The sequence below is a fragment of the Pseudomonas sp. B12(2026) genome (assembly GCF_057767015.1).
On record NZ_CM173430.1, the window covers coordinates 345,591 to 369,932 of the forward strand.

Here is a 24,342-nt window from a genome sequence, read left to right on the forward strand (position 1 = left end):
CGCCTATCCGCGACAATCGCTCCATGATCTGCTCGAAGTCGAGCGTGTAGATGAGGGATATCGGATGGCAGGAATTGCAAGAGGCTGGCGCACCCGCGGACTGATCCTGGCGGTCGCCGCCGTGCTCGCCGCACTGGCCTGGCAGACGTTCAAGCCGACCGGCCTGCCCGAAGGCTTCGCCAGCGGCAACGGACGCATCGAGGCCACCGAGGTGGACGTGGCCACCAAGCTGCCCGGACGGGTGGCGGAAATCCTGGTGGACGAGGGCGACTTCGTGAAGCTCGGCCAGGTGGTGGCGAAGATGGACACCCAGGTGCTCCAGGCCCAGCTCGCCCAGGCCCAGGCCGAGGTGCGCCGGGCGCAGAACGCCAAGCTCACCGCCGAATCCCTGGTGGCCCAGCGCATCAGCGAGGAGGCCACCGCCGAAGCCGTGGTCGCCCAGCGCCAGGCGGAACTCACCGCCGCACAGAAGCGCTTCATCCGCACCGAACAGCTGGTCAAGCGCAACGCCCTGCCGCAGCAGCAACTCGACGACGACCGCGCGGTGATGCAGAGCGCCCAGGCGGCGCTGGCCGCGGCGCGCTCCCAGGTGGTGTCGGCGCAGGCCGGCATCGCCGCCGCGCGTTCCCAGGTGGTCGAGGCGCAGTCGGCCATCGAGGCCGCCACCGCGAGCACCGTGCGCCTGCAGGCGGACATCGACGACAGCCTGCTCAAGGCCCCGCGCAACGGCCGCGTGCAGTACCGCGTGGCGCAGCCCGGCGAAGTGCTGCCGGCCGGCGGCAAGCTGCTCAACATGGTCGACCTGGCCGACGTCTACATGACCTTCTTCCTGCCCTCGGGCCAGGCCGGCAAGGTCGAGCTCGGCCAGGAAGCGCGCCTGGTGATCGACGCCGTGCCGCAGTACGTGATCCCGTCGAAGGTGTCCTACGTCGCCAGCGTCGCGCAGTTCACCCCCAAGACCGTGGAGACCGCCAACGAGCGCGAGAAGCTGATGTTCCGCGTCAAGGCGCGCCTCGACCCGGGCCTGCTGGAGAAGTACATCACCTACGTGAAGACCGGCGTGCCGGGCATGGCCTACCTGCGCCTCGATCCGCAGGCTGAATGGCCGCAGCACCTGCAGATCAAGGTCCCGCAATGACTGGCGGCGACTGCGTGGCCCGCCTGGCGCGGGTCTCGCTGCGCTATGGCGAGACCCGCGCGGTCGACGACGTCAGCCTGGAGATCCCGGCCAACCGCATGGTCGGCCTGATCGGCCCGGACGGCGTCGGCAAGTCCAGCCTGCTGGCGCTGCTCGCCGGCGCGCGCAAGCTGCAGGACGGCGAGATCCAGGTGCTCGGCGGCGACATGCGCGATGCCCGTCACCGCCGCGCCGTGTGCCCGCGCATCGCCTACATGCCCCAGGGCCTGGGCAAGAACCTCTACCCGACGCTCTCGGTGTTCGAGAACGTCGACTTCTTCGGCCGCCTGTTCGGCCACGACAAGGCCGAGCGCGAGCGGCGCATCGCCGACCTGCTGCACGCCACGGGGCTGGCGCCCTTCGCCGAGCGCCCGGCGGGCAAGCTCTCCGGCGGCATGAAGCAGAAGCTCGGGCTGTGCTGCGCGCTGATCCACGACCCCGACCTGCTGATCCTCGACGAGCCCACCACCGGCGTCGACCCGCTGTCGCGTAACCAGTTCTGGGAGCTGATCGGGCGCATCCGCGCCGGCCGCGCGGGCATGAGCGTGCTGGTGGCCACCGCCTACATGGAGGAGGCCGAGCGCTTCGACCACCTGGTGGCGATGGACGACGGCAAGGTGCTCGCCACCGGCACGCCCGCCGAGCTGCGCGCGCGCACCGCCACGCAGAACCTCGAAGAGGCCTTCATCGCCCTGCTGCCGCAGAGCAAGCGCGCCGGCCACCACCAGCTGGTGATTCCGCCGCGCACGCAGAGCGAAGGCGCGCCGCAGATCGCCATCGAGGCCGAGGGGCTGACCTGCCGCTTCGGCGATTTCGTCGCGGTGGACCACGTCAGCTTCCGCATCGAGCGCGGGGAAATCTTCGGCTTCCTCGGCTCCAACGGCTGCGGCAAGTCCACCACCATGAAGATGCTCACCGGCCTGCTGCCGGCCAGCGAAGGCACCTGTGCGCTGTTCGGCCAGCCGGTCAACGCCAAGGACATGGAGACCCGCCGGCGCGTCGGCTACATGTCCCAGGCCTTCTCGCTGTACGCCGAGCTGACGGTGCGGCAGAACCTGGAGCTGCACGCGAAGCTGTTCCACCTGCCGGCCGAGACGATCGGTCCGCGCGTGGCGGAAATGCTCCAGCGCTTCGACCTCGGCAAGGTCCAGGGCGAGCTGCCCGACAGCCTGCCGCTGGGCATCCGCCAGCGCCTGTCGCTGGCCGTGGCGGTGATCCACAAGCCGGAAATCCTGATCCTCGACGAGCCCACCTCGGGCGTCGATCCGGTGGCCCGCGACGGCTTCTGGGAGCTGATGGTGGAGCTGTCGCGCAACGACGGCGTGACCATCTTCATCTCCACCCACTTCATGAACGAGGCCGAACGCTGCGACCGCATCTCGCTGATGCACGCCGGCAAGGTGCTCGACAGCGACACCCCGCAGGGGCTGATGGACAAGCGCGGCCTGGCGACCCTGGAAGCCACCTTCATCGCCTACCTCGAAGAGGCCGCCGGCAGCGCGCCGGCGCCGCAGGCCGCGCCCGCGCCGGACGCACCCGCGGCGCCGGCGAAGTCCGCCGGTGGCGAACGCTTCAGCTGGCTGCGCCTGTTCAGCTACGCGCGCCGCGAGGCCATGGAGCTGCGCCGCGACCCGATCCGCCTGACCCTCGCGCTGCTGGGCACGGCGCTGCTGATGCTGATCATCGGCTACGGCATCAACATGGACGTCGAGGACCTCACCTACGCGGTGCTCGACCGCGACCAGACCACCACCAGCCAGGCCTACACCCTGAACATCTCCGGCTCGCGCTACTTCATCGAGCACGCGCCGATCCGCGACCCCGAGGACCTGGAGCGGCGCATGCGCAGCGGCGAGCTGAGCCTGGCGGTGGAAATCCCGCCGAACTTCGGCCGCGACCTCAAGCGCGGCGCCAACCCGGCCATCGGCGTGTGGATCGACGGCGCCATGCCGACCCGCGCCAACACCGTGCTCGGCTACGTGCAGGGGCTGCACGCCAGCTACCTCGCCGACCTCGCCCGGCAGAGCGGCAGCGCCGAAGCCAGCGCGGCGGCCAGCACCGAGGTGCGCTACCGCTACAACCCGGACGTGGAGAGCCTCAAGGCCATGGTGCCGGCGGTGATCCCGCTGCTGCTGATCATGATCCCGGCGATGCTCACCGCCCTGGGCGTGGTGCGCGAGAAGGAGCTGGGCTCGATCACCAACCTCTACGTCACCCCGGTGACGCGCCTGGAATTCCTCCTCGGCAAGCAGCTGCCGTACATCGGCATGGGCATGGTCAACTTCGTGCTGATGCTGGCGATGGCCGTGCTGCTGTTCCAGGTGCCGCTCAAGGGCAGCTTCCTGGCGCTGCTGGTCGGCGCCTTCCTCTACGTGGTGACCAGCACCGGCCTGGGCCTGCTGCTCTCGACCTTCATGAAGAGCCAGATCGCCGCCGTGTTCGGCACCGCCATCGCCACCATGATCCCGGCCATCCAGTTCTCCGGGCTGATCCACCCGGTGTCCTCGCTGGAAGGCGCGGCGGCCTTCATCGGCCAGCTGTACCCGACCTCGCACTTCCTGATCGTCAGCCGCGGCGCCTTCTCCAAGGCGCTGGGCTTCGCCGACCTGTGGGGCTACTACCTGCCGCTGCTGGCGATGGTGGTGGTACTGACGCTGCTCAGCGTCGCCTGCCTGAAGAAGCAGGAGGTCTGAAATGAAGAAGCTGGCGAACATCTTCAACCTCGGCATCAAGGAATTCCGCAGCCTGGGCCGCGACTACGCGATGCTGGTGCTGATCGCCTGGGCCTTCACCCTGGGCGTCTACAGCTCCGCCACCGGCATGCCGGAAACCCTGCACCACGCGCCGATCGCCATCGTCGACGAGGACCAGTCGCAACTCTCCTCGCGCATCGTCAACGCCTTCCAGGCGCCGTATTTCCGCACGCCGGAGATGATCGGCCACGCGCAGATGGACCGCGGCATGGACGTCGGCCTCTACACCTTCACCCTGGACATCCCGCCGGACTTCCAGCGCGACGTGCTGGCCGGGCGGCAGCCGGCGATCCAGGTCAACGTCGACGCCACCCAGACCGGCCAGGCCTTCTCCGGCGCCGGCTACATCCAGAACATCGTCGCCACCGAGGTGCGCGAATTCGTCAGCCGCTACCGCGCCCAGCCGGCGATGCCGGCGGAACTGGCGGTGCGCATGGAATTCAACCCGAACCTGACCCAGGCCTGGTTCGGCGCGGTGATGGAGGTGATCAACCAGATCACCATGCTGTCGATCATCCTCACCGGCGCGGCGCTGATCCGCGAGCGCGAGCACGGCACCGTGGAACACCTGCTGGTGATGCCGCTGACCACCTTCGAGATCATGCTGGCCAAGGTCTGGTCGATGGCCACCGTGGTGCTGGTGGCGGCGGCCATTTCCCTGCAACTGGTGGTGCGCGGCTGGCTGGACGTGCCGATCAGCGGCTCGGTGGGGCTGTTCCTGCTCGGCGCGGCGCTGCACCTGTTCGCCACCACCTCGATGGGCATCTTCCTCGGCACCGTGGCGCGCTCGATGCCGCAGCTGGGCCTGCTGGTGATCCTCACCCTGATGCCGCTGCAGATCCTCTCCGGCAGCACCACGCCGCGCGAGAGCATGCCTGAGCTGGTGCAGCAGATCATGCTGGCGGCGCCGACGACGCACTTCGTCAGCCTGGCCCAGGCGATTCTCTTCCGTGGCGCCGACCTGTCCATCGTCTGGCCGCAGCTGCTGGCCATCGTCGGCATCGGCGCGGCGTTCTTCGCCGGCGCCCTGTGGCGCTTCCGCCGGACCATCGGGCAGATGGCGTAGCGTTCGCTCCTCGCTCTTCGTAGGAGCGAGCTTGCTCGCGAACCGCCCAACGGCGGGACTCCCCGGTAACGCTGTTCGCGAGCAAGCTCCTACGGAAACGCCGTCCTCACTCCACCGGCCACACGCGGGTCTGATTGCGCCCGCTGTGCTTGGCCGCATACAGCGCCTGGTCCGCCTGGGCGACCAGCTGCTCGGGCTCGCTCTGCTGCCCCGGCGTGGCGACGGCCACGCCGATGCTGATGGTCAGCCGGCCCAGCTCCGTCGCGGGGTGCTCGATGGCCAGTTCGGCGATCTGCTGATGCACCCGGGCAGCCACATGGCTGGCACCCTCCAGGCCGGTGTCGATGAGGATGATGACGAACTCCTCGCCGCCGTAGCGGCAGGCCGCATCGCCCTCGCGCTGCAGGCTGCCCTGCAGCGCGCCGGCCACTTGGCGCAGGGCGTCGTCGCCGGCCAGGTGGCCGCGGCAGTCGTTGAACAGCTTGAAGTGGTCGACGTCGAGCATCAGCACCGCCAGCGGCGAGTCGGAGCGGCGCAGGCGGCGCCATTCGCTGTGCAGCAGGCGGTCGAAGTAGCGGCGGTTGAACAGCCCGGTGAGGCCGTCCTGCTGCGACAGCTTCTGCAACTTCGCCTCCAGCTGCAGGCGCTCGCCGTTGTCGCGGGCCACGGCGATCAGGTAGTCGCGCTCGCCCTGGCGGGCCAGCTGGGTGTTGATCTCGGCCGCCTGCAGGCTGCCGTCGCGGCGCTGCATCTCGCGCTGGAAGATCATCGGCAGGTTCAGCCGGCTGGCCTGCTGCACCTGCTGCAGCCAGGCGAAGAAGCCGGGGACCAGCCGTTCCGGGTCGTCGCGCAGCAACTGGCGGAATTCCTCGGCGCTGTAGCCCAGGCTGCTGTGGGTGGCGCGGTTCATGTGCAGCAGCTCGCGCTCCTGCAGGTCGAAGATGAACAGCGCGTCGCGGCAGGAGTCCGTCAGGTCGAGGGTCAGTTGCAGGCGGGCGCGGCTGTCCAGCAGGCGCCGCTCGATGTCCTGGCGCCGCTCGGCCTCCTGGTGGAGCAGGTGGTTGCTGGCGCTCAGCGCGACGGCGCGGCGGGCGTTTTCCCGCGCCAGGGCGAGGGCGGCGACCAGCAGCAGGCTGATGATCGCGGCGGCGCCGAACACGACGGCTGGCAGCGGCGTGGAGAGTGGCTGCAGCAGCGCCGCGCTGGGGCTGAGTTCCAGTTCGAGGCTGCGGTTGTTCAGCAGTTGCAGCGGCAGGCGCAGGGTTTCTTCCGCGCGGCTGTCCGCCTGGGCGCGGACGTAGAGCGGCTGGCCGTGTTCCAGCAGACGCACGCTGAACAGGTGGCTGTCGACCTGTTCCAGCAGGTGGTCCATCAGGTTGTCGACGCGGAAGGTGCCTTGCATGAAACCGTCGAAACGCAGCGAGCCATCGGCGGCGTGCAGGTACACCGGCGTGTAGAGCATGAAGCCGCGGCCGCCGCCGGGCAGCGCGATGCTGTCGCTCAGGCGTGGCTGGCCGCTGTCGCGCGCGGCCATCGCGGTGGCGTAGCCGGGGCTCATCGGGGTCAGCCGGTAGTTCAGCTCCGCCTCGTTGCCGCGCAGGGGCTCGACCCAATGGACGCGCAGGTCCGGATCGACCCACTGGATCGACTGGTAGCCGGCGAAGTTACCGATATAGAAGCGCGCGTTGAGCTCCCACTCCCAGCGCGGAATGCGCCCGTGGTAGGCCCACAGCTGCGCCAGCAGGTCCAGGCCCTGGACCTGGTCGTGCAGGCTGGTTTCCAGCTGGTGGGCCAGGGCGTGCGCCTGATAGCTGAGGTGTTCGCGGGCCCGTTGCCGCTCGCTGCTGGCCAGTTCATGGCTGAGCCAGGCGCCGGCCAGCAGCAGGATGCCGAGCAGACCGCCCAGTCCGAGATAGCTGGCAAGGGAGAACCTCAGGCGGCGCATGTGGCGGATTCCGGGGGGTGTTTCCTACCTAATAGCACAGTGATATCGGTCTTTCCTGGCGCTTCCTTTCAGCGCCGGGGGGCGTTGCCGGTCCCTTTCATTGCCGGAGCAGGGCCAGCACGATCCGCCACTGTTCCTCGGTCACCGGCATCACCGACAGGCGGTTGCCGCGCTGCACCAGCGGCATGTCCTCCAGGCCGGCCTGGGCTTTCAGGGCGGCCAGCGGCAGCACCGCGCTGAAGGCTTCGACGAAGCCGACGTCGCGGGCGGTCCAGGGGTTCTTCTGGTCGCTGGCCTTGGGGTCGTGATAGGGGCTCCGGGGATCGAGCGCGGTGGGGTCGGGGTAGGCTTCGCCCTCGATCTGCGCGATCCCGGCGATGCCCGGTTCGGGGCAGCTGGAGTGATAGAAGAAGAACAGGTCGCCCGGCTGCATGCTGCGCATGAAGTTGCGCGCCTGGTAGTTGCGCACGCCGTCCCAGCGCGCGCTTTGCAGACGCTGCAGGTCGTGGATCGAGAGTTCGTCGGGCTCGGATTTCATCAGCCAGTAAGCGCGTGCCATCCGGGTGGGCTCCTTGTGCGTGGCGGGTTTCCAGGGACGGCTGCGGGAGGCCGCCCGGGAACTAATGGTAGGCGCTTCCCCTGCGACAAGCTGCCGGCTCGCGGAAGTTTCGCTGCGGGAAGAATATGTGCGGAATAGGCACGAAGCTTGCCTTGAAGTGCGCGGAGTTACGGGAGGCGCGCCTCCTCCGACGATCGGTTGGCGTCAGAATTGCGGGAAGCTTTTCATTGTCGGAGAATGCCGCCGTTTTTAGCTGGGTCCGCCGGACGGACAAAAAAATCACCGCCGGCCATCATGGACAGTTTGCCTGGAAGGGGGAGGCAATCAATGAAACGCAAGCCTGATCTTTTGTGGGTTCTGGTAATCCTGTTCGGCCTGGGGGTCGTCACCACCGGTTACACCCAGAGTCTCTGGGAACAGCGTCAGGGCAACGCCCCTGTGCAGGTCACCCAGCAGCCTTGATTCGTCGCGACGGCTATCGCAGGGAACGCGATGCCGAAGCGATCCGGCCATACCAGCCGGCGTCCGTCACCGTGCCCGCCAGCGGCACGTCCCAACTGGCCAGTTCCAGCTTATCGACCTTCTGACACTCGTGCGCCAGGCCCAATAGCGTCGGTGTGTGCCAATTTTTGCGCATGCCCAGGTAGGCCAGGGTGCGGTCGTAGAAGCCCTTGCCCATCCCCAGGCGTCCACCCTGCGGGTCGAACCCCACCAGCGGCAACAGCAGCAGGTCCAGCGCCCAGGCCGGGCGTCGCTGGCCGTGGTCGCGCACGGGCTCGGCGATGCCGAAGCGGTTGCGCGTCCAGCGCTCGCCAACGCCGACGCGCTGGAAGGTCATGTGGGTTTTCGGCCAGTCCGACAGCACCGGCAGGTAAGTCGCCTTGCCGCGTTTCTGCGCCGCCTTCATCAGCGGCCGCGGGTCGATCTCGCCGTCCGCCGGCAGGTACAGGGCGATGTGCCGCGCGCGGCGAAACAGCGGGTGCTGCGCCAACTGGCGATACAGGGCCTGGGCCGCGAGGCGTTGCTGGAGCGGGGTGAGGGCGCGTCGGGCTTCGCGCAACTGACGGCGCAGGGCCGGACGGGAGAGACCGTCGGAATGGATCATGGAAGGGTAAAGCTCCCCGGACATGCCGCTGTCGGGTTAGCCCTTGAACCCGAGAGTTCAAGGTGGCGGTTGCAGCAGGCTTTAAGGCTTTCCGTCGTGCGGACATGCACACCAGCCCAACTGGCAACCTCCGTTGTTGCAATTATCGGCTCAGGGACATCACCGACTGGCCAACACACCAGGGAACAGGGCGGATTATACCCCAAGGAAATTTCCAGGGTCAGACTTCACCCTGCCCCTGATCGGTGGTAAGGGAATCGGTGGTCAGCGCGCGGTCCACGCGTTCGAGCAGTTCGCGCACGCGCTCGCGGGTGGAACTGGTGTCCTGGTCCAGGCGCTGCTGCTTGTGCAGCAGGTCGTGGGTGATGTTCAGCGCGGCCATCACCGCCACGCGGTCGGCGCCGATGACTTTGCCGCTGGAACGAATCTCGCGCATCTTGCTGTCCAGATAGCGCGCGGCGCTTTCCAGGTTGACGCGCTCCTCGGGAGGGCAGGCGATGCAGTACTCCTTGTCGAGGATTTGAACATTGAGGGTATTCGACTGGCTCATGAGTCCTGCTCCAAGGCTTTGAGTCGCAAAATCATCGCTTCGACCTTCTGCCGCGCCAATTCGTTCTTCTCGATCAGATGGGCGCGTTCTTCCCGCCAGCTTTTCTCGTTCGCCCGCAGCAGCCGGTTCTCGGCCTTGAGCTGCTCCAGGCGCTGGAGCAGCTGGTCGAACTTGGCGATCAGCGCGTGCAGGTCGGCGTCTTCCATGGGCTCTCGCTTGGCTCGTTACTCGAGGAATGGGAGTGATCGGGAACTATATAGGACCGCCCAGGGGGCGGGTCAACGCAGCGCCCCGTTACATGGTCTTGCACGGGGCGGCGGTGCTAGGATACGGGACCACATTCTATGCGCGGCGCCCGATGGCGCCTAGCTGCCACGCCCCGGGTTCTATCATGTCCACGTCAAGTTCCGCCTATACCGCCTTCGCCGCCCTGCTCGCCGAGGCTGCCCTGCCGATTTCCCCCGCCGAACTGCACGGCCACCTGCTCGGCCGCGTCTGCGCCGGTTCCGGCTTCGACCAGGGCGAGTGGCTGCAGGCCGCCGGCGAACTGCTCGGCGGTGAGCCGGGCGAGCGCCTGAGCGCGGCCCTGGGCGGCCTGCTGGGCATGGTCCAGCAGGACTTCAGCGCCGGCGAGATGGCCGTGGTGCTGATGCTGCCCAACGACGACGCGCCGCTGACCGAGCGCGCCGTGGCCCTCGGCCAGTGGTGCCAGGGCTTCCTCGCCGGCTTCGGCCTGGCGCTGCGCTCCCCCAGCCTGTCCGACGAGGCCGACGAAGTGCTGCAGGACATCGCCGCCATCGCCCAGGTCCAGGGCGCGCTGGAAGATTCCGAAGACGGCGAGGCCGACTACATGGAAGTGCAGGAATACCTGCGCGTCGCCCCGCTGCTGCTGTTCTCCGAGTTCGGCAAGGTGCCGGCACCGGCCGAGAAACCCTCCCTGCATTGAGGTCGCTGCATGATCCGTATCGCCAAGTCGGAATACGCCCGTCGCCGCAAGGCGCTGATGGAGCAGATGGAACCCAACAGCATCGCCATTCTCCCGGCGGCGCCGATGTACATCCGCAACCGCGACGTCGAGCACGTCTACCGCCAGGACAGCGACTTCCAGTACCTCACCGGCTTCCCCGAGCCGGAAGCGGTGATGGCGCTGATCCCCGGCCGCGAGCACGGCGAGTACGTGCTGTTCTGCCGCGAGCGCGATCCGCAGCGTGAGCTCTGGGACGGCCTGCGCGCCGGCCAGGACGGCGCGATCAAGGACTTCGGCGCCGACGACGCCTTCCCCATCGGCGACATCGACGACATCCTCCCCGGCCTGATCGAAGGCCGCGACCGCGTCTACTATGCGCTGGGCGCCAACCAGGAGTTCGACCGCCGGCTGATGGACTGGATCAACGTGATCCGCTCCAAGGCCCGCCAGGGCGCACAGCCGCCGAACGAGTTCGTCGCCCTCGACCACCTGCTGCACGACCTGCGCCTGTACAAGAGCGCGGGCGAGGTGAAGGTGATGCGCTATGCCGCCGAGGTCTCCGCCGGCGCCCACGTGCGCGCGATGCAGATCTGCCGTCCGGGGCTCAGCGAATACCACCTCGAAGCCGAGCTCGACTACGCCTTCCGCAAGGGCGGGGCGAAGATGCCGGCCTACGGCTCCATCGTCGCCAGCGGCCGCAACGCCTGCATCCTGCACTACCGGGAGAACGACGCGACGATCAAGGACGGCGACCTGATCCTGATCGACGCCGGCTGCGAGATCGACTGCTACGCCAGCGACATCACCCGCACCTTCCCCGCCAATGGCACCTTCAGCCCCGAGCAGAAGGCCATCTACGAACTGGTGCTGGAAGCCAACGTCGCCGCCTTCGACTACATCGCCCCCGGCCGCCACTGGAACGAAGCCCACGAGGCCACCGTGCGGGTGATCACCGCCGGCCTGGTGAAGCTCGGCCTGCTCAGCGGCGACGTCGACGAGCTGATCGCCGGCGAAGCCTACAAGGCCTTCTACATGCACCGCGCCGGCCACTGGCTGGGCATGGACGTGCACGACGTCGGCGAATACAAGGTCGGCGGCGAATGGCGCGTGCTCGAAGTCGGCATGTCGATGACCGTCGAACCGGGCATCTACATCGCCCCGGACAACACCGACGTGCCGAAGAAGTGGCGCGGCATCGGCGTGCGCATCGAGGACGACGTGGTGGTGACCAGGACCGGCTGCGAAATCCTCACCAACGGCGTGCCCAAGACCGTTGCCGAGATCGAGGCGCTGATGGCGCAAGCCAAGTCCCAGGCCGCCTGACATGCAACGCACGCAACTGGCCATCATCGGTGGCGGCCTGGTCGGCGCGAGCCTGGCGCTGATCCTCCAGGCCGGCGCCCGCGAGCGCGGCTGGCGGATCGTGCTGGTCGAGCCGTTCGCCCCCGGCGATGCCTACCAGCCCAGCTACGACGCGCGCTCGTCCGCGCTGTCCTTCGGCAGCCGGCAGATCTACGAACGCCTGGGGCTCTGGCAGCGGATCGCCCAGCGCGCCGAGCCGATCACCCAGATCCACGTCTCCGACCGCGGCCGCTTCGGCTCCGCGCGCCTGACGGCGGTGGAGGAGGGCGTCCCGGCGCTGGGCTACGTGGTGGAGAACGCCTGGCTCGGCCAGTGCCTGTGGCACGCGCTGGACCCGGAGGTGGTGAGCTGGCGCTGCCCCGCCGAAGTGCGGCGGATGGAAGCCCTCGGCGACGGCTACCGCCTGACCCTGGACGACGACACGCAGCTGGACTGCGACCTCGCCGTGCTGGCCGACGGCGGCCGCTCCGGCCTGCGCGAACAACTGGGCATCAACGTGCGCTCCTCGTCCTACGGGCAGACCGCGCTGATCGCCAACATCAGCCCGTCCGAAGCCCATCGCGGACAGGCCTTCGAACGCTTCACCGAGAACGGCCCGCTGGCCCTGCTGCCGCTGCCGGAGAACCGCTGCGCGCTGGTCTGGACCCGCAACGGCCGCGACGCCGAGCGCCTGCGCGAACTGCCCGACGCGGCCTTCCTCGCCCAGTTGCAGGACGCCTTCGGCTATCGCCTCGGCGCCTTCCGCCAGGTCGGCGTGCGCTACGGCTACCCGCTGAACCTGATCGAGGCCGAGGAACAGATTCGCCCGCATCTGGTGGTACTGGGCAACGCCGCCCACAGCCTGCACCCGATCGCCGGGCAGGGCTTCAACCTGTCGCTGCGCGACGCCCAGGCCCTGGGCGACCGGCTGCTGCAGGAAGAGGCCGCGCCGGGCGATTTCGCCGTGCTGCAGCGCTACCTGGACGGCCAGCGCCTGGACCAGCAGATGACCGTCGGCTTCTCCGACCGCGTCACCCGCCTGTTCTCCAACGCCCAGCCGCTGCTCGCCACCGGCCGCAACCTGGGCCTGCTCGGCCTCGACCTGCTGCCGCCGGCCAAGCGCTGGTTCGCCCGCCAGGCCATGGGCCTGGGCGCCCGCCCGGTGTGACAGCCCCCAGTCAGAAGGAAATTCGATGCACGCGGATCTGGTAATAGTCGGGGCAGGCATGGTCGGCAGCGCGCTGGCCCTGGCCCTGGAAGGCAGCGGCCTGGACATCCTGCTGCTGGACGGCTCGCCGCTGAGCGTCAAACCGTTCGACCGCGAGGCGCCCTTCGAGCCGCGCGTCAGCGCCCTGTCCGAGGCCAGCCGGCGCATCCTCCAGCGCCTGCACGCCTGGGACGGCATCGCCGCGCGGCGCGCCGAGCCCTACCGCGAGATGCAGGTGTGGGACGGTTCCGGCACCGGGCAGATCCACTTCAGCGCCGCCAGCGTGCACGCCGAGGTGCTCGGCCATATCGTCGAGAACCGCGTGGTGCAGGATGCCCTGCTGGAGCGCCTGCACGACTCCGCCCTCGGCCTGCTGCCCAACGCGCGCCTGGAGCAGCTGCGCCACTCCGGCGACGACTGGCTGCTGACGCTGGCCGACGGCCGGGAAATCCGTACGCCGCTGGTGATCGCCGCCGACGGCGCCAACTCCGCCGTGCGCCGCCTGGCCGGCTGCGCCACCCGCGAATGGGATTACCTGCACCACGCCATCGTCACCAGCGTGCGCTGCGAGAAGCCGCACCTGGCCACCGCCTGGCAGCGCTTCACCGACGACGGCCCGCTGGCCTTCCTGCCGCTGGCGAAGGTGGGCGATGCGCACTGGTGCTCGATCGTCTGGTCGACCACCCCGGAGCAGGCCGAACGCATCATGGCGCTGGACGACGACGGCTTCCGCGCCGCCCTGGGGCGGGCCTTCGAGCACCGCCTGGGCGCCATCGAGCACGCCGACCGCCGCCTGTGCATCCCGCTGCGCCAGCGCCACGCCAAGCGCTACGTGGAACCGGGGCTGGCGCTGATCGGCGACGCCGCGCACACCATCCACCCGCTGGCCGGGCAGGGCGTCAACCTCGGCTTCCTCGACGCCGCGGTGCTCGCCGAGGTGATCCTGCATGCCTACGAGCGCGGCGAGAACATCGCCGAGGAGCGCGTGCTGAGCCGCTTCGAGCGCCGCCGGATGCCGCACAACCTGGCGATGATGGCGGCGATGGAAGGCTTCCAGCGCCTGTTCCAGGCCGATCCGCTGGCGGTGCGCTGGCTGCGCAACGCCGGGCTGCGGCTGGTGGACAAGCACCACGAGGCCAAGGGGATGTTCGTGCGCCAGGCGCTGGGGCTTTCCGGCGATCTGCCGACCTTGGCGCGGGTCTGATCTCGGCGGCCTGCCGCCGACCCCGCGATAACCGCACACTCCGAACGGCGCCCTTTCCCTCCGGGCGGGGCGTGCGGCCGGGGGCGCTCTGGCCCCTGACGGCCTGCGACCCCACACCGCACCTTTCCGAAACACCTCGACACATCTGCGCAACCCAGTATCAAATGCGGTTCCTTATCATTTGCGAAATTTCTTCCCCGCAAAGGACACGCCCATGCTCATGCGCCAAGGTCTTCTCGCCACCCTCCTGCTGGCCGCCGTCGCTGGCACCGCCCAGGCCGCCGACGAAGTGGTGGTCTATTCCTCGCGCATCGACGAGCTGATCAAGCCGGTGTTCGACGCCTACACCAAGGCCACCGGGGTGCCGGTCAAGTTCATCACCGACAAGGAAGCGCCGCTGATGGCGCGGATCAAGGCCGAGGGCGCCAACACCCCGGCCGACCTGCTGCTCACCGTCGACGCCGGCAACCTCTGGCAGGCCGAGCAGATGGGCATCCTGCAGCCCTTCGACTCGCCGGTGCTGGACGCCAACATCCCGCCGCAGTACCGCTCCAGCACCGACAGCTGGACCGGCCTGTCGCTGCGCGCGCGCACCATCGTCTACTCCACCGAGCGGGTGAAGCCGGCCGAGCTGAGCACCTACGAGGCCCTGGCCGACAAGCAGTGGGAAGGCCGCCTGTGCCTGCGCACGGCGAAGAAGGTCTACAACCAGTCGCTCACCGCCACCCTGATCGAGACCCACGGCGAGCAGAAGACCGAGGCGATCCTCAAGGGCTGGGTGAACAACCTGGCCACCGACGTGTTCCCCGACGACACCGCGCTGCTTGAGGCCATCGCCGCCGGCCAGTGCGACGTCGGCATCGTCAACACCTACTACTACGGCCGCCTGCACCAGCAGAAGCCGAACCTGCCGGTGAAGCTGTTCTGGGCGAACCAGGGCGACCGCGGCGTGCACGTCAACCTGTCGGGCATCGGCCTGACCAAGTACGCGCCGCACCCGGAAGCCGCCAAGAAGCTGGTGGAGTGGATGACCGGCCCGGACGCCCAGGCGCTGTTCGCCAGCCTCAACCAGGAATTCCCGGCCAACCCGAAGGTGGCGTCGTCGCCGGAAGTGGTGGCCTGGGGCACGTTCAAGGCCGACAGCATCCCGGTGGAAGTCGCCGGCAAGCGCCAGGCCGAGGCGATCAAGCTGATGGACCGCGTCGGCTGGAACTGATGGCGAGCCGACGCCTCAAGGGGCGTCGGATCTTGCGTGGAACTTCGCCGAAATGGCCTGGTTGTTGCCGTCCAGGAAGCAGGTGAGCCGCCCATCCGGCGAATCGCCACGGCGTAGCTGCAGCTGCAGGCGTCTTGTGGCGCGCTGGCCCTCGATCTCGCCGTCATAGGCTTCCTCGCGGGTCGCCCCGGCATCGACCCAGACCTCCTGCCAGCGCCGCTCCTGCTGCGGGTTGCCGGCCAGGGAGCGGTCGGCGAGCCTGAGGCAGGCTTCGGTGGCGGTGGGTTGGTCGCCGAATGCCGGCCCGCACAGCGGGGCGAGCAGCACGATCGGGAGGCGGCGGAGGGGCAACATGGGCTTTTTCCTGAGTGAGGGGAATGGCAAAGTGGCCGATTCGACCGCTCTGCCCGGCGCAATATCCCTGCCGCCCGCGGACCGCTCGATTTCGAGCTCGCTGGCGGAGCGTTCCGGGCGTCATCCGCATGAGTCCGACACACCTGCCTACTGACGTTTCTGGATAAGCCGCCGCATGCGCGTCAACCGCTGGTACCCCATCACCTTCACCGTCGCCGCCCTGGTGTTGCTGCCGATCAGCGTGCTGCTGCTGAGCTGGGCGCAGATCGACCGGGAAATCTGGGCGCACCTGTGGCAGACCCAGATGCCGCGCCTGCTGGGCAACACGCTGGTGCTGGTCGGCGGCGTCGGCGTCGGGGTGAGCGTGCTGGGCGTCAGCCTGGCCTGGCTCACCAGCCTCTGCGAGTTCCCCGGGCGGCGCTGGCTGGACTGGGCGCTGATGCTGCCCTTCGCCGTGCCGGCCTACGTGCTGGCGTTCGTCTTCGTCGGCCTGCTGGATTTCGCCGGACCGGTGCAGACGCTGCTGCGCGAGTGGTTCGGCGCCGGCCTGAGGCTGCCGCGGGTGCGTTCCACCGGCGGGGTGATCGTCGTCCTGGTGCTGGTGTTCTACCCCTACGTCTACCTGCTGGCGCGCACCGCCTTCCTCGCCCAGGGGCGCGGCCTGACCGAAGCGGCGCGGGTGCTCGGGCTGTCGCCCTGGGCGGCGTTCTGGCGCGTCGCCCTGCCGATGGCGCGGCCGGCCATCGGCGCCGGCCTTGCCCTGGCGATCATGGAGACCCTGGCGGATTTCGGCACCGTCTCGGTGTTCAACTTCGATACCTTCACCACCGCCGTGTACAAGACCTGGTACGGCTTCTACAGCCTGTCCAGCGCCACCCAGCTGGCCAGCCTGCTGCTGCTGTTCGTGATGCTGGTGCTGCTGGGCGAGCGCTACAGCCGCGGCCGCAGCGGTGCGTCCAGCGAGCGGCCGCGGGGGGCCGCGCTGTATCGCCTGCATGGCCTCAAGGCGTTCGCCGCCACTGCCTGGTGCCTGCTGGTGTTCGCCTGCGCCTTCGTGATTCCCGTGCTGCAGCTGCTGGCCTGGGTCTGGCAGAAGGGCCGTTTCGATCTGGACGAGCGTTACGCCGGGCTGATCCTGCACAGCCTCTACCTGGGCGGCCTGGCCGCGCTGCTGACGGTGGCGGTGGCGCTGCTGCTGGCCTTCGCCCGGCGCCTGACGCCGACGCCGGCGGTGCGCTCGGCGGTCGGCCTGGCCAATCTCGGCTACGCGCTGCCCGGCTCGGTGCTGGCGGTGGCGATCATGCTGGCCTTCAGCTGGCTGGACAATCATGCGGTGATCCCCCTCTCCGCGGCCCTCGGCGGCGCCGGCAAGCCGCTGCTGCTGGGCAGCCTCGGCGCGCTGCTGGTGGCCTATCTGGTCCGCTTCATGGCGGTGGCCTACGGCCCGCTGGAGGGCGCGCTGGCACGCATCCGTCCGTCGCTGCCGGAGGCGTCGCGCTGCCTCGGGGTGGGCGGCGCGGGGCTGTTCCTGCGGGTCTATCTGCCGCTGCTGCTGCCGGGAACGCTGAGCGCCGCGCTGCTGGTGTTCGTCGACGTGCTCAAGGAGATGCCGGCCACCCTGCTGATGCGTCCCTTCGGCTGGGACACCCTGGCCGTGCGGGTCTTCGAAATGACCAGCGAGGGCGAGTGGTCGCGCGCCGCGCTGCCGGCGCTGACGCTGGTGCTGGTGGGGCTGTTCCCGGTCATCGGCCTGATCCGTCGCTCGGCGCGGACGGCCGGTCGCAGCAGTCGCTGAGATTCGACTGTCGGACCGACTGTCCACGGGCCGGTCATGCGACTACAATGCGGCCGTTTCGTGCGGGCCGTTCTCGCGCTCCGCACCCGCCTCGCCCGGAAGGAGACCACCCATGGGACAGCGCACGCCGCTCTATGATTTGCACGTCGCCCTCGGCGCCAAGATCGTCGATTTCGGCGGTTGGGACATGCCGTTGCACTACGGTTCGCAAGTCGAGGAGCACCACCAGGTTCGCCGCGATTGCGGCGTGTTCGACGTTTCCCACATGACCGTGGTCGACGTCACCGGTCCGCAGGCGAAGGAATACCTGCAGCGACTCCTGGCCAACGATGTCGAACGATTGCAGACCCCGGGCAAGGCGCTGTACAGCGGCATGCTCAACGAGCGCGGCGGGGTGGTCGACGACCTGATCGTCTACCTCGGCGTGTACGGCTACCGCGTGGTGGTCAACGCCTCCACCCGCGACAAGGACATGGCCTGGATGCAGGCCCATACCGAAGGCTTCGAGCTCACCCTGACCGAGCGTCCGGACCTGGCGATGCTGGCGGTGCAGGGCCCGAACGCCCGCGAGAAGACCGCCGAGCTGGTGAGCCCCGCGCGCGCCGCGCTGATCCGCGAACTCAAACCCTTCCAGGGCAAGGCCGACGGTGACTGGTTCATCGCCCGCACCGGCTACACCGGCGAGGATGGCCTGGAGATCATGCTGCCGGCCGCCGAGGCGCCGGCGTTCCTCAACGAACTGGTCGGCGCCGGCATCGCCCCGGCGGGCCTGGGCGCGCGCGACACCCTGCGCCTGGAAGCCGGGATGAACCTGTACGGCCAGGACATGAACGAAGACGTCTCCCCGCTGGCGGCCAACATGGCCTGGACCATCGCCTGGGAACCGGCCGCGCGCGACTTCATCGGCCGCCAGGCCCTGGAGGCGCAGAAGACCTCGGGCGATCAGCCCAAGCTGGTCGGCCTGGTGCTGGAGGAGCGCGGCGTGCTGCGCGCCCACCAGGTGGTGCGTGTCGCCGGCGTCGGCGAAGGCGAGATCACCAGCGGCAGCTTCTCCCCGACGCTGGGCAAGTCCATCGCCCTGGCCCGCGTGCCGGCCGCCACCGGCGACCGCGCCGAGGTGGAAATCCGCGGCAAGTGGTACCCGGTTCGCGTCGTTCAGCCGAATTTCGTGCGCCATGGCAAGGCTCTGATCTAAATTGCATGATCTAACTTGAATAGGACGGCACCGCCGCCCGTCGCCCAGTCCTCGAGGAAAAACAATATGAGCAATATCCCCGCCGACCTGCGTTACGCCGCCAGCCATGAGTGGGCGCGCCTGGAAGCCGACGGTACCGTGACCGTGGGCATCTCCGACCATGCCCAGGAAGCCCTGGGCGATGTGGTCTTCGTCGAACTGCCGGAACTGGGCAAGACCCTGGCCGCCGGCCAGGAAGCCGGTGTGGTCGAGTCGGTGAAGGCCGCCTCGGACATCTACGCCCCGGTGGGCGGCGAAGTCGTCGCCATCAACGAGGTGCTGGCCGACACGCCCGAAGAAGTGAACAACGATCCGTACGGCTCCTGGTTCTTCAAGCTCAAGCCGAGCGACCCGGCCGAGCTGGACAAGCTGCTCGACGCCGCCGGCTACCGCGCTTCCTGCGACGCCGAAGCGTAAGACACCGCTGTGCACACAGGCCTCGATTCGTCGGGGCCTGTTCTTTTCAGGGAACGACCTTCGAGACCGACCGAGACCGAGCCATGTCGAACAGCCCTTCGCTTTCCCAGCTGCACCAGTCCGATGCCTTCCTCGCCCGCCACCTGGGCCCCGATGCCGCCGAGCAGCGGGCCATGCTCGACGCCCTGGGGCTGAGCAGCCGCGATGACCTGATCGTGCAGACGGTGCCGCCGGCCATCCGCCTGAACCGGCTGCTGGACCTGCCGCCCGCCCTCGACGAGCAGGGCGCGCTGGACCGGCTGAAGGGCTACGCGCAACAGAACCAGCTGTGGACCAGCCTGATCGGCACCGGCTACTACGGCACCCTGACCCCCACGGTGATCCTGCGCAACGTGCTGGAGAACCCGGGCTGGTACACCGCCTACACGCCCTACCAGCCGGAGATCGCCCAAGGCCGCCTGGAATCCCTGCTGAACTTCCAGCAGATGACCATCGACCTCACCGGCCTCGACCTCGCCAGCGCCTCGCTGCTCGACGAGGCCACCGCCGCCGCCGAGGCCATGGCCCTGGCCAAGCGCGTGGCCAAGGCCAGGAGCAACCTGTTCTTCGTCGACGCCCAGTGCCATCCGCAGACCATCTCCGTGGTGCAGACCCGCGCCGATGCCTTCGGCTTCGAGCTGGTGATCGACGAGGTGGAGAACCTCGGCAAGCACCAGGTCTTCGGCGCGCTGCTGCAATACCCCGACACCCGTGGCGAAGTCCGCGACCTGCGCGGCCTGATCGACACCCTGCACGCCCAGCAGGCCATCGCCTGCGTCGCCAGCGACCTGCTCGCCCTGCTGCTGCTCACCCCGCCGGGCGAGCTGGGCGCCGACGTGGTGCTCGGCAGCGCCCAGCGCTTCGGCGTGCCGATGGGCTACGGCGGTCCGCACGCGGCCTTCTTCGCCTGCCGCGACGAATACAAGCGCGCCATGCCGGGGCGGATCATCGGCGTGTCCAAGGACGCCCGCGGCAACACCGCGCTGCGCATGGCGCTGCAGACCCGCGAGCAGCACATCCGCCGCGAGAAGGCCAACTCCAACGTCTGCACCTCGCAGGTGCTGCTGGCCAACATCGCCAGCCTGTACGCCGTCTACCACGGCCCGCAGGGCCTGAAGCGCATCGCCCAGCGCGTGCACCGCCTGACCGCGCTCCTGGCCGCCGGCCTGGAAGCCCGGGGCGTGAAGCGCGTCAACCAGCACTTCTTCGACACCCTGACCCTGGCGGTCGGCGCCGGCCAGCAGGCCGTCGTCGAGCGCGCCCGCGCCGCCCGCGTCAACCTGCGCATCGTCGGCGAGGACCGCCTGGGCATCAGCCTCGACGAAACCAGCAGCGCGCAGACCGTCGCCAGCCTGTTCGACATCGTCCTGGGCGCGGGCCACGGCCTGGAGGTCGAGCGCCTGGACGCCAATGCGGTCGCCGACGGCATCCCCGCCAGCCTGCAGCGCAGCAGCGCCTACCTGACCCACCCGGTGTTCAACCGCCACCACAGCGAAACCGAGATGCTGCGCTACCTGCGCCAGCTCGAGGGCAAGGACCTGGCGCTGAACCAGGCGATGATCCCGCTGGGCTCCTGCACCATGAAGCTCAACGCCACCAGCGAGATGATCCCGATCACCTGGCCGGAATTCACCAACCTGCACCCCTTCGTGCCGCGCGAGCAGGCCGAGGGCTACCGGCTGATGATCGACGAGCTGGAGCGCTGGCTCTGCGCGATCACCGGCTTCGACGCCATCTGCATGCAGCCCAACTCCGGCGCCCAGGGCGAGTACGCGGGCCTGCTGGCGATCCGCAGGTACCACCAGAGCCGTGGCGACGCGCACCGCGACATCTGCCTGATCCCGTCCTCGGCCCACGGCACCAACCCGGCCTCGGCGGTCATGGCGAGCATGCGCGTGGTCATCGTCGAGTGCGACAAGGGCGGCAACGTGGACCTCGAGGACCTCAAGCGCAAGGCCGAGGAAGCCGGCGCGCAGCTGTCCTGCCTGATGATCACCTACCCCTCGACCCACGGCGTGTACGAGGAAGGCATCCGCGAGATCTGCGAGATCATCCACGGCCACGGCGGCCAGGTGTACATGGACGGCGCCAACCTCAATGCCCAGGTCGGCCTGGCGCGCCCGGCGGACATCGGCGCCGACGTGTCGCACATGAACCTGCACAAGACCTTCTGCATCCCCCACGGCGGCGGCGGCCCGGGCATGGGGCCGATCGGCGTGAAGGCGCACCTCGCGCCCTTCGTCGCCAACCACCCGGTGGTCCGCATCGAAGGCCCGAACCCGCTCAACGGCGCGGTGAGCGCCGCGCCCTGGGGCAGCGCGAGCATCCTGCCGATCAGCTGGATGTACATCGCCATGATGGGCCCGCAGCTGGCCGAGGCCACCGAGGTGGCGATCCTCAACGCCAACTACGTGGCCAGCCAGCTCGACGGCGCCTTCCCGGTGCTCTACCGCGGCCGCAACGAGCGCGTCGCCCACGAATGCATCCTCGACCTGCGCCCGCTCAAGGCGCAGACCGGGATCAGCGAGGAAGACGTGGCCAAGCGCCTGATGGACTACGGCTTCCACGCGCCGACCATGTCCTTCCCGGTGCCCGGCACGCTGATGGTGGAGCCCACCGAGAGCGAGTCCAAGCACGAGCTGGACCGCTTCATCGAGGCGATGCTGTCGATCCGCGCGGAGATCGCCAAGGTCGAGTCGGGCGAGTGGCCGGCCGAGGACAACCCGCTCAAGCGCGCGCCGCATACCCTGGCGGACGTGATCGGCGTGTGGCAGCGCCCGTACGAGATCGCCGAGGCGGTGACCCCGACCGAGCACACCCGCGCCTTCAAGTACTGGCCGGCGGTGAACCGTGTGGACAACGTCTACGGCGACCGCAACCTGTTCTGCGCCTGCGTGCCGGTGGATGACTACCGCGAGTGATGCGCGACCGGTGAATGAAAGAGCCGCCTCCGGGCGGCTTTTTCATGGCGGGCTTTTCGTAGGAGCGAGCTTGCTCGCGAACTGCACTCTGCCGTTATTCGGGTGTGGGCACTGACATCAATCGCGGACGGAGTTGTAGTGGTCCGGAAATTCTGGACACCGAGATAGGAGCGAGTTAACTAACGCGACTATTGAGGTGATTTACATGGGTCATAGAAAACTATCGGACGCGCTCAAGCGCGAAGCAGTGCAACTGGTGGTAGCGCAGGGCTACTCGGTGCCGCAGGCAGCACAGGCCATGGGGGTGGGACCGACGGCGTTGCGGCGTTGGGTCTCGCAATGGCGGGCTGAGCAACCGGGTTCGGTCATCGATGATGCCCAGCGCATCCGTGCACTGGAGAGCCAGTTGGCGCAGGTGCAGCGCGCACTGGCAGAGGCGCAGGAAGAGCGTGACACGCTAAAAAAATCCACGGCCTTCTTCGTTCGGGAAATGCTGCGAGCTGGCAAATGATCGACCGAGTGAAGGGGGCCATGAGCGTCACGCGCTGCTGTCGCCTGCTTGGACTGGCGCGCAGCAGTTACTACGCGGCGCGTCATAAGCGCCCGAAACCACCCAGCCCGCTACTCTCGGCCGTCACGGACCTGCATGAAAGCAGCCGGCACACCTATGGCTCACGCCGGATGTCGGCGGCCTTGCGTCAGCAGGGGCATGCGGTGGGTCGGCAACGGGCTCGCCGCCTAATGCGTCAGGCTGGCCTGGCGGTGGCTCGACGGCGCAATCAGCACTATCGGCGGCACACCAAGCCGGCAGCGGCGGCCCCCAACCACCTCAATCGCCAATTCCAGCCGGCAGCCCCGAATCAGGTCTGGGCCGGCGACATCACCTATCTGCGTACGGCGCGTGGCTGGCTGTACCTGGCTATCGTGGTCGATCTGTATGCCCGGCGAATCGTGGGCTGGGCATTCTCGTCCGTGGCTGATACGGATTTGGTGATCCAGGCCCTGGAGCTCGCCGTGTCGATGCGACACCCGGACAACGGCCTGATGTTCCACTCCGATCAGGGGTGCCAGTACAGCAGCGAGCGCTTTGTGGACATGCTGCGACGTTTGCAGATCGTGCAGAGCATGAGTCGGCGCGGCAATTGCTGGGACAATGCAGTGGTGGAGCGAGTCTTTGCCAGCTTGAAGCGTGAGTGGATAGGCGAGCGGCGCTATCGAGACCAGCACGAAGCCAAAGCCGATGTGACACGATTCGTCGCCACCTACTACAACCATCAGCGTCTTCATTCGACAACGAAGCAGTTGCCGCCAGCCGTGTTCGAGGCGCGGGCGGCTTGATGCTCCTATAGCGGTGTCTAGAAAAACCGGACCACTACAAGTCCGCTCCTACAGGAAAGCTGGACCCTCGTAGGACTCCGTCCGCGATGCTTTTCGTTTGGGTTGGGTGTTTTTGCGTCGCTTCGGCGTGTGCGGGGACTTTTTGTTTCGCCCCCTCGGGCGACCTCCTTTGGCAAACGACCCAAAGGAGGCAAAGGTCTGTGCCCCTGCATCCGGTTTTTCGCTTAGGCGAAAAATTCCCTCGCTCCATCGGAGTTTCAGGGGCCCGCGTTGACGGGCCATCCCTGGCCCGACAACGCTCTCGCGGCATCCATGCCGCTCAACCCCTGAAACTCCGATTCCACTCGGCCTCCTGAAGGGGCGCTCCGGTGCGCGCGGAGGTTTCTCTGGAAGTCTTCAAGAGCCAGAGCCCGAAGCCCAAAGCCACAGCGCGCTTGGGATTTGCTCGTGTAGGAGCGGACCTTGTCCGCGAAGCTCTTGAGCGGGGCCGATCGCGGACAAGGTCCGCTCCTACGAAGAGCATCTCGGCGCAGATCGTCGCTTGGGGTTATCCCCCGTGATGGGTATCGCTTCGCTCCACGCCATCCTACGGCTACCGAAGGCGATGGCTCCTACAGCGCGACGGTCAGCGTGAGGCAGTGACGCAGGTTGCAGGGAACGACTCGATACCCGTGCCTGACCGGCCAGTTGCGCACGGCCCGCACCGAGCGCCAGGGGCCGCGCCGGAGGGGTTCACTGGGCAGGTGCATCGTCGGTCAAGATGGCGTTGGCCAGTTCCATGTCGCTGTGCGCGCGCAGGGCGGGGTTGTCGCTGCGCAGGCGGTTCAGTGCGGATTCCAGGTAGGGGCCGCGGATCGTGCCATCGCTGGCGACGTAGGCGCTGGCGTCGTCCTGGGCGGCGGCGATCAGTTTGTCGTCGTGGCGGAAGGTCAGGTAGAGCGACGCGGTGGTCGCGCCGGATGAAATGATGTCACGCAGGAAGTCGTCGGCCATGGCCGGGGCGACGGGCAGGGCGAGCAGGCCGAGAACGGTGGCCAGTTTGGCGGTGTGCATCAGAATCACCTCCGGAGGGTCCGTGTACAGGTGAGATGCAGGGGGCTGGCGGGGAGTTCCGCCTTTGCGCCGGGCGGCGTGCGCGGCGTTGCAGGCCGCGC

Annotated in this window: 20 protein-coding genes, 1 other RNA gene and 1 pseudogene; 14 read left to right on the forward strand and 8 right to left on the reverse strand. The window is 68.4% G+C overall.

Annotated features, from left to right (window positions below; genetic code table 11):
* The first annotated feature begins 64 nt into the window (after positions 1-64).
* Genes AC3B6A_RS01640 through AC3B6A_RS01650 form a run of 3 tightly spaced genes read left to right on the forward strand, consistent with a single transcriptional unit; the run spans position 65 to position 4,996 of the window.
* The gene (locus AC3B6A_RS01640) at positions 65-1,138 is read left to right on the forward strand and encodes an HlyD family secretion protein (RefSeq protein WP_488400594.1); all 1,074 of its coding nucleotides are present in this window, start codon (positions 65-67) and stop codon (positions 1,136-1,138) included.
* Positions 1,135-3,870 (forward strand): ribosome-associated ATPase/putative transporter RbbA, encoded by a 2,736-nt coding sequence (gene rbbA, locus AC3B6A_RS01645; protein ID WP_488400595.1) that lies wholly within the window; start codon positions 1,135-1,137, stop codon positions 3,868-3,870. The genes AC3B6A_RS01640 and rbbA overlap by 4 nt, the downstream gene beginning before the upstream one ends.
* A 1-nt stretch (position 3,871) precedes the next feature.
* A complete protein-coding gene (locus tag AC3B6A_RS01650; RefSeq protein ID WP_488400596.1) occupies positions 3,872-4,996 on the forward strand; it encodes an ABC transporter permease in 1,125 nt (374 codons plus the stop codon).
* Between the two features lie 106 nt (positions 4,997-5,102).
* Here the strand turns inward: AC3B6A_RS01650 and AC3B6A_RS01655 are convergent, their stop codons facing one another.
* Both AC3B6A_RS01655 and AC3B6A_RS01660 read right to left on the reverse strand, forming a co-directional pair.
* Positions 5,103-6,941 (reverse strand): sensor domain-containing diguanylate cyclase, encoded by a 1,839-nt coding sequence (locus AC3B6A_RS01655; RefSeq protein WP_488400597.1) that lies wholly within the window; start codon positions 6,939-6,941, stop codon positions 5,103-5,105.
* A 97-nt stretch (positions 6,942-7,038) separates the two neighbouring features.
* The gene (locus AC3B6A_RS01660; protein WP_488400598.1) at positions 7,039-7,500 is read right to left on the reverse strand and encodes an EVE domain-containing protein; all 462 of its coding nucleotides are present in this window, start codon (positions 7,498-7,500) and stop codon (positions 7,039-7,041) included.
* 327 nt (positions 7,501-7,827) lie between these two features.
* Here AC3B6A_RS01660 and AC3B6A_RS01665 point away from each other — a divergent pair, with 327 nt between their 5' ends.
* On the forward strand, positions 7,828-7,962 hold the full coding sequence (locus tag AC3B6A_RS01665; protein WP_128082560.1) for a hypothetical protein: 135 nt from the start codon (positions 7,828-7,830) through the stop codon (positions 7,960-7,962).
* Positions 7,963-7,975: 13 nt separating this feature from the next.
* On the opposite strand, the gene AC3B6A_RS01670 is transcribed toward AC3B6A_RS01665, so the two are convergent.
* The 4 genes from AC3B6A_RS01670 to AC3B6A_RS01685 form a co-directional block, all read right to left on the reverse strand.
* Positions 7,976-8,605 (reverse strand): 5-formyltetrahydrofolate cyclo-ligase, encoded by a 630-nt coding sequence (locus tag AC3B6A_RS01670; RefSeq protein WP_488400600.1) that lies wholly within the window; start codon positions 8,603-8,605, stop codon positions 7,976-7,978.
* A gap of 9 nt (positions 8,606-8,614) precedes the next feature.
* Positions 8,615-8,793, reverse strand: a non-coding RNA gene (ssrS, locus tag AC3B6A_RS01675) — 6S RNA.
* A gap of 32 nt (positions 8,794-8,825) precedes the next feature.
* Entirely contained in the window at positions 8,826-9,155 is a 330-nt protein-coding gene (locus AC3B6A_RS01680; RefSeq protein WP_488400601.1) for a cell division protein ZapA, read from the reverse strand.
* Positions 9,152-9,361, reverse strand: coding sequence for a TIGR02449 family protein (locus tag AC3B6A_RS01685; protein WP_207885741.1), 210 nt, complete (start codon positions 9,359-9,361; stop codon positions 9,152-9,154). The genes AC3B6A_RS01680 and AC3B6A_RS01685 overlap by 4 nt, the downstream gene beginning before the upstream one ends.
* 185 nt (positions 9,362-9,546) lie before the next feature.
* Between AC3B6A_RS01685 and AC3B6A_RS01690 the strand changes: the two genes are divergently transcribed.
* The 5 genes from AC3B6A_RS01690 (at position 9,547) to AC3B6A_RS01710 (ending at position 15,090) form a co-directional block, all read left to right on the forward strand.
* Entirely contained in the window at positions 9,547-10,101 is a 555-nt protein-coding gene (locus AC3B6A_RS01690) for a UPF0149 family protein (RefSeq protein WP_488400602.1), read from the forward strand.
* 9 nt (positions 10,102-10,110) lie between these two features.
* Positions 10,111-11,445 carry a Xaa-Pro aminopeptidase gene (gene pepP / locus AC3B6A_RS01695; RefSeq protein WP_488400603.1) on the forward strand — a complete coding sequence of 445 codons (1,335 nt, stop codon included), beginning with the start codon at positions 10,111-10,113 and terminating at the stop codon, positions 11,443-11,445.
* Position 11,446: 1 nt separating this feature from the next.
* A complete protein-coding gene (ubiH, locus tag AC3B6A_RS01700) occupies positions 11,447-12,631 on the forward strand; it encodes a 2-octaprenyl-6-methoxyphenyl hydroxylase (protein WP_488400604.1) in 1,185 nt (394 codons plus the stop codon).
* A gap of 25 nt (positions 12,632-12,656) precedes the next feature.
* Complete coding sequence (locus tag AC3B6A_RS01705; protein ID WP_488400605.1) at positions 12,657-13,874, forward strand: 2-octaprenyl-3-methyl-6-methoxy-1,4-benzoquinol hydroxylase; 1,218 nt, start codon at positions 12,657-12,659, stop codon at positions 13,872-13,874.
* A gap of 214 nt (positions 13,875-14,088) precedes the next feature.
* Positions 14,089-15,090, forward strand: coding sequence for an extracellular solute-binding protein (locus tag AC3B6A_RS01710; RefSeq protein WP_488400606.1), 1,002 nt, complete (start codon positions 14,089-14,091; stop codon positions 15,088-15,090).
* Positions 15,091-15,105: 15 nt separating this feature from the next.
* Here AC3B6A_RS01710 and AC3B6A_RS01715 read toward each other — a convergent pair whose 3' ends face one another.
* Positions 15,106-15,444: a hypothetical protein gene (locus tag AC3B6A_RS01715; protein WP_488400607.1), complete on the reverse strand. Its 339-nt coding sequence runs from the start codon at positions 15,442-15,444 to the stop codon at positions 15,106-15,108.
* Positions 15,445-15,619: 175 nt separating this feature from the next.
* On the opposite strand from AC3B6A_RS01715, the gene AC3B6A_RS01720 reads away from it, so the two are divergent.
* The 5 genes and pseudogenes from AC3B6A_RS01720 (at position 15,620) to AC3B6A_RS01740 (ending at position 23,188) form a co-directional block, all read left to right on the forward strand.
* The gene (locus AC3B6A_RS01720) at positions 15,620-17,239 is read left to right on the forward strand and encodes an ABC transporter permease (protein ID WP_488400608.1); all 1,620 of its coding nucleotides are present in this window, start codon (positions 15,620-15,622) and stop codon (positions 17,237-17,239) included.
* Positions 17,240-17,351: 112 nt separating this feature from the next.
* The gene (gene gcvT, locus AC3B6A_RS01725) at positions 17,352-18,434 is read left to right on the forward strand and encodes a glycine cleavage system aminomethyltransferase GcvT (protein ID WP_488400610.1); all 1,083 of its coding nucleotides are present in this window, start codon (positions 17,352-17,354) and stop codon (positions 18,432-18,434) included.
* 66 nt (positions 18,435-18,500) lie between these two features.
* On the forward strand, positions 18,501-18,890 hold the full coding sequence (gene gcvH / locus AC3B6A_RS01730) for a glycine cleavage system protein GcvH (RefSeq protein WP_488400611.1): 390 nt from the start codon (positions 18,501-18,503) through the stop codon (positions 18,888-18,890).
* 83 nt (positions 18,891-18,973) lie between these two features.
* Positions 18,974-21,850 (forward strand): aminomethyl-transferring glycine dehydrogenase, encoded by a 2,877-nt coding sequence (gene gcvP, locus AC3B6A_RS01735; protein WP_488400613.1) that lies wholly within the window; start codon positions 18,974-18,976, stop codon positions 21,848-21,850.
* Positions 21,851-22,055: 205 nt separating this feature from the next.
* Positions 22,056-23,188 (forward strand): annotated as a pseudogene (locus tag AC3B6A_RS01740) (IS3 family transposase).
* 732 nt (positions 23,189-23,920) lie between these two features.
* On the opposite strand, the gene AC3B6A_RS01745 reads toward AC3B6A_RS01740, so the two are convergent.
* Positions 23,921-24,241: a DUF2388 domain-containing protein gene (locus AC3B6A_RS01745; RefSeq protein WP_488400614.1), complete on the reverse strand. Its 321-nt coding sequence runs from the start codon at positions 24,239-24,241 to the stop codon at positions 23,921-23,923.
* Between the last annotated feature and the right edge of the window lie 101 nt (positions 24,242-24,342).

Bases quoted from the DNA above. Each gene is read 5' to 3' on its own strand.
- AC3B6A_RS01640 (WP_488400594.1), top strand. From the start codon at position 65: ATGGCAGGAATTGCAAGAGGCTGGCGCACCCGCGGACTGATCCTGGCG.
- rbbA (WP_488400595.1), top strand. From the start codon at position 1,135: ATGACTGGCGGCGACTGCGTGGCCCGCCTGGCGCGGGTCTCGCTGCGC.
- AC3B6A_RS01650 (WP_488400596.1), top strand. From the start codon at position 3,872: ATGAAGAAGCTGGCGAACATCTTCAACCTCGGCATCAAGGAATTCCGC.
- AC3B6A_RS01655 (WP_488400597.1), bottom strand. From the start codon at position 6,941: ATGCGCCGCCTGAGGTTCTCCCTTGCCAGCTATCTCGGACTGGGCGGT.
- AC3B6A_RS01660 (WP_488400598.1), bottom strand. From the start codon at position 7,500: ATGGCACGCGCTTACTGGCTGATGAAATCCGAGCCCGACGAACTCTCG.
- AC3B6A_RS01665 (WP_128082560.1), top strand. From the start codon at position 7,828: ATGAAACGCAAGCCTGATCTTTTGTGGGTTCTGGTAATCCTGTTCGGC.
- AC3B6A_RS01670 (WP_488400600.1), bottom strand. From the start codon at position 8,605: ATGATCCATTCCGACGGTCTCTCCCGTCCGGCCCTGCGCCGTCAGTTG.
- AC3B6A_RS01680 (WP_488400601.1), bottom strand. From the start codon at position 9,155: ATGAGCCAGTCGAATACCCTCAATGTTCAAATCCTCGACAAGGAGTAC.
- AC3B6A_RS01685 (WP_207885741.1), bottom strand. From the start codon at position 9,361: ATGGAAGACGCCGACCTGCACGCGCTGATCGCCAAGTTCGACCAGCTG.
- AC3B6A_RS01690 (WP_488400602.1), top strand. From the start codon at position 9,547: ATGTCCACGTCAAGTTCCGCCTATACCGCCTTCGCCGCCCTGCTCGCC.
- pepP (WP_488400603.1), top strand. From the start codon at position 10,111: ATGATCCGTATCGCCAAGTCGGAATACGCCCGTCGCCGCAAGGCGCTG.
- ubiH (WP_488400604.1), top strand. From the start codon at position 11,447: ATGCAACGCACGCAACTGGCCATCATCGGTGGCGGCCTGGTCGGCGCG.
- AC3B6A_RS01705 (WP_488400605.1), top strand. From the start codon at position 12,657: ATGCACGCGGATCTGGTAATAGTCGGGGCAGGCATGGTCGGCAGCGCG.
- AC3B6A_RS01710 (WP_488400606.1), top strand. From the start codon at position 14,089: ATGCTCATGCGCCAAGGTCTTCTCGCCACCCTCCTGCTGGCCGCCGTC.
- AC3B6A_RS01715 (WP_488400607.1), bottom strand. From the start codon at position 15,444: ATGTTGCCCCTCCGCCGCCTCCCGATCGTGCTGCTCGCCCCGCTGTGC.
- AC3B6A_RS01720 (WP_488400608.1), top strand. From the start codon at position 15,620: ATGCGCGTCAACCGCTGGTACCCCATCACCTTCACCGTCGCCGCCCTG.
- gcvT (WP_488400610.1), top strand. From the start codon at position 17,352: ATGGGACAGCGCACGCCGCTCTATGATTTGCACGTCGCCCTCGGCGCC.
- gcvH (WP_488400611.1), top strand. From the start codon at position 18,501: ATGAGCAATATCCCCGCCGACCTGCGTTACGCCGCCAGCCATGAGTGG.
- gcvP (WP_488400613.1), top strand. From the start codon at position 18,974: ATGTCGAACAGCCCTTCGCTTTCCCAGCTGCACCAGTCCGATGCCTTC.
- AC3B6A_RS01745 (WP_488400614.1), bottom strand. From the start codon at position 24,241: ATGCACACCGCCAAACTGGCCACCGTTCTCGGCCTGCTCGCCCTGCCC.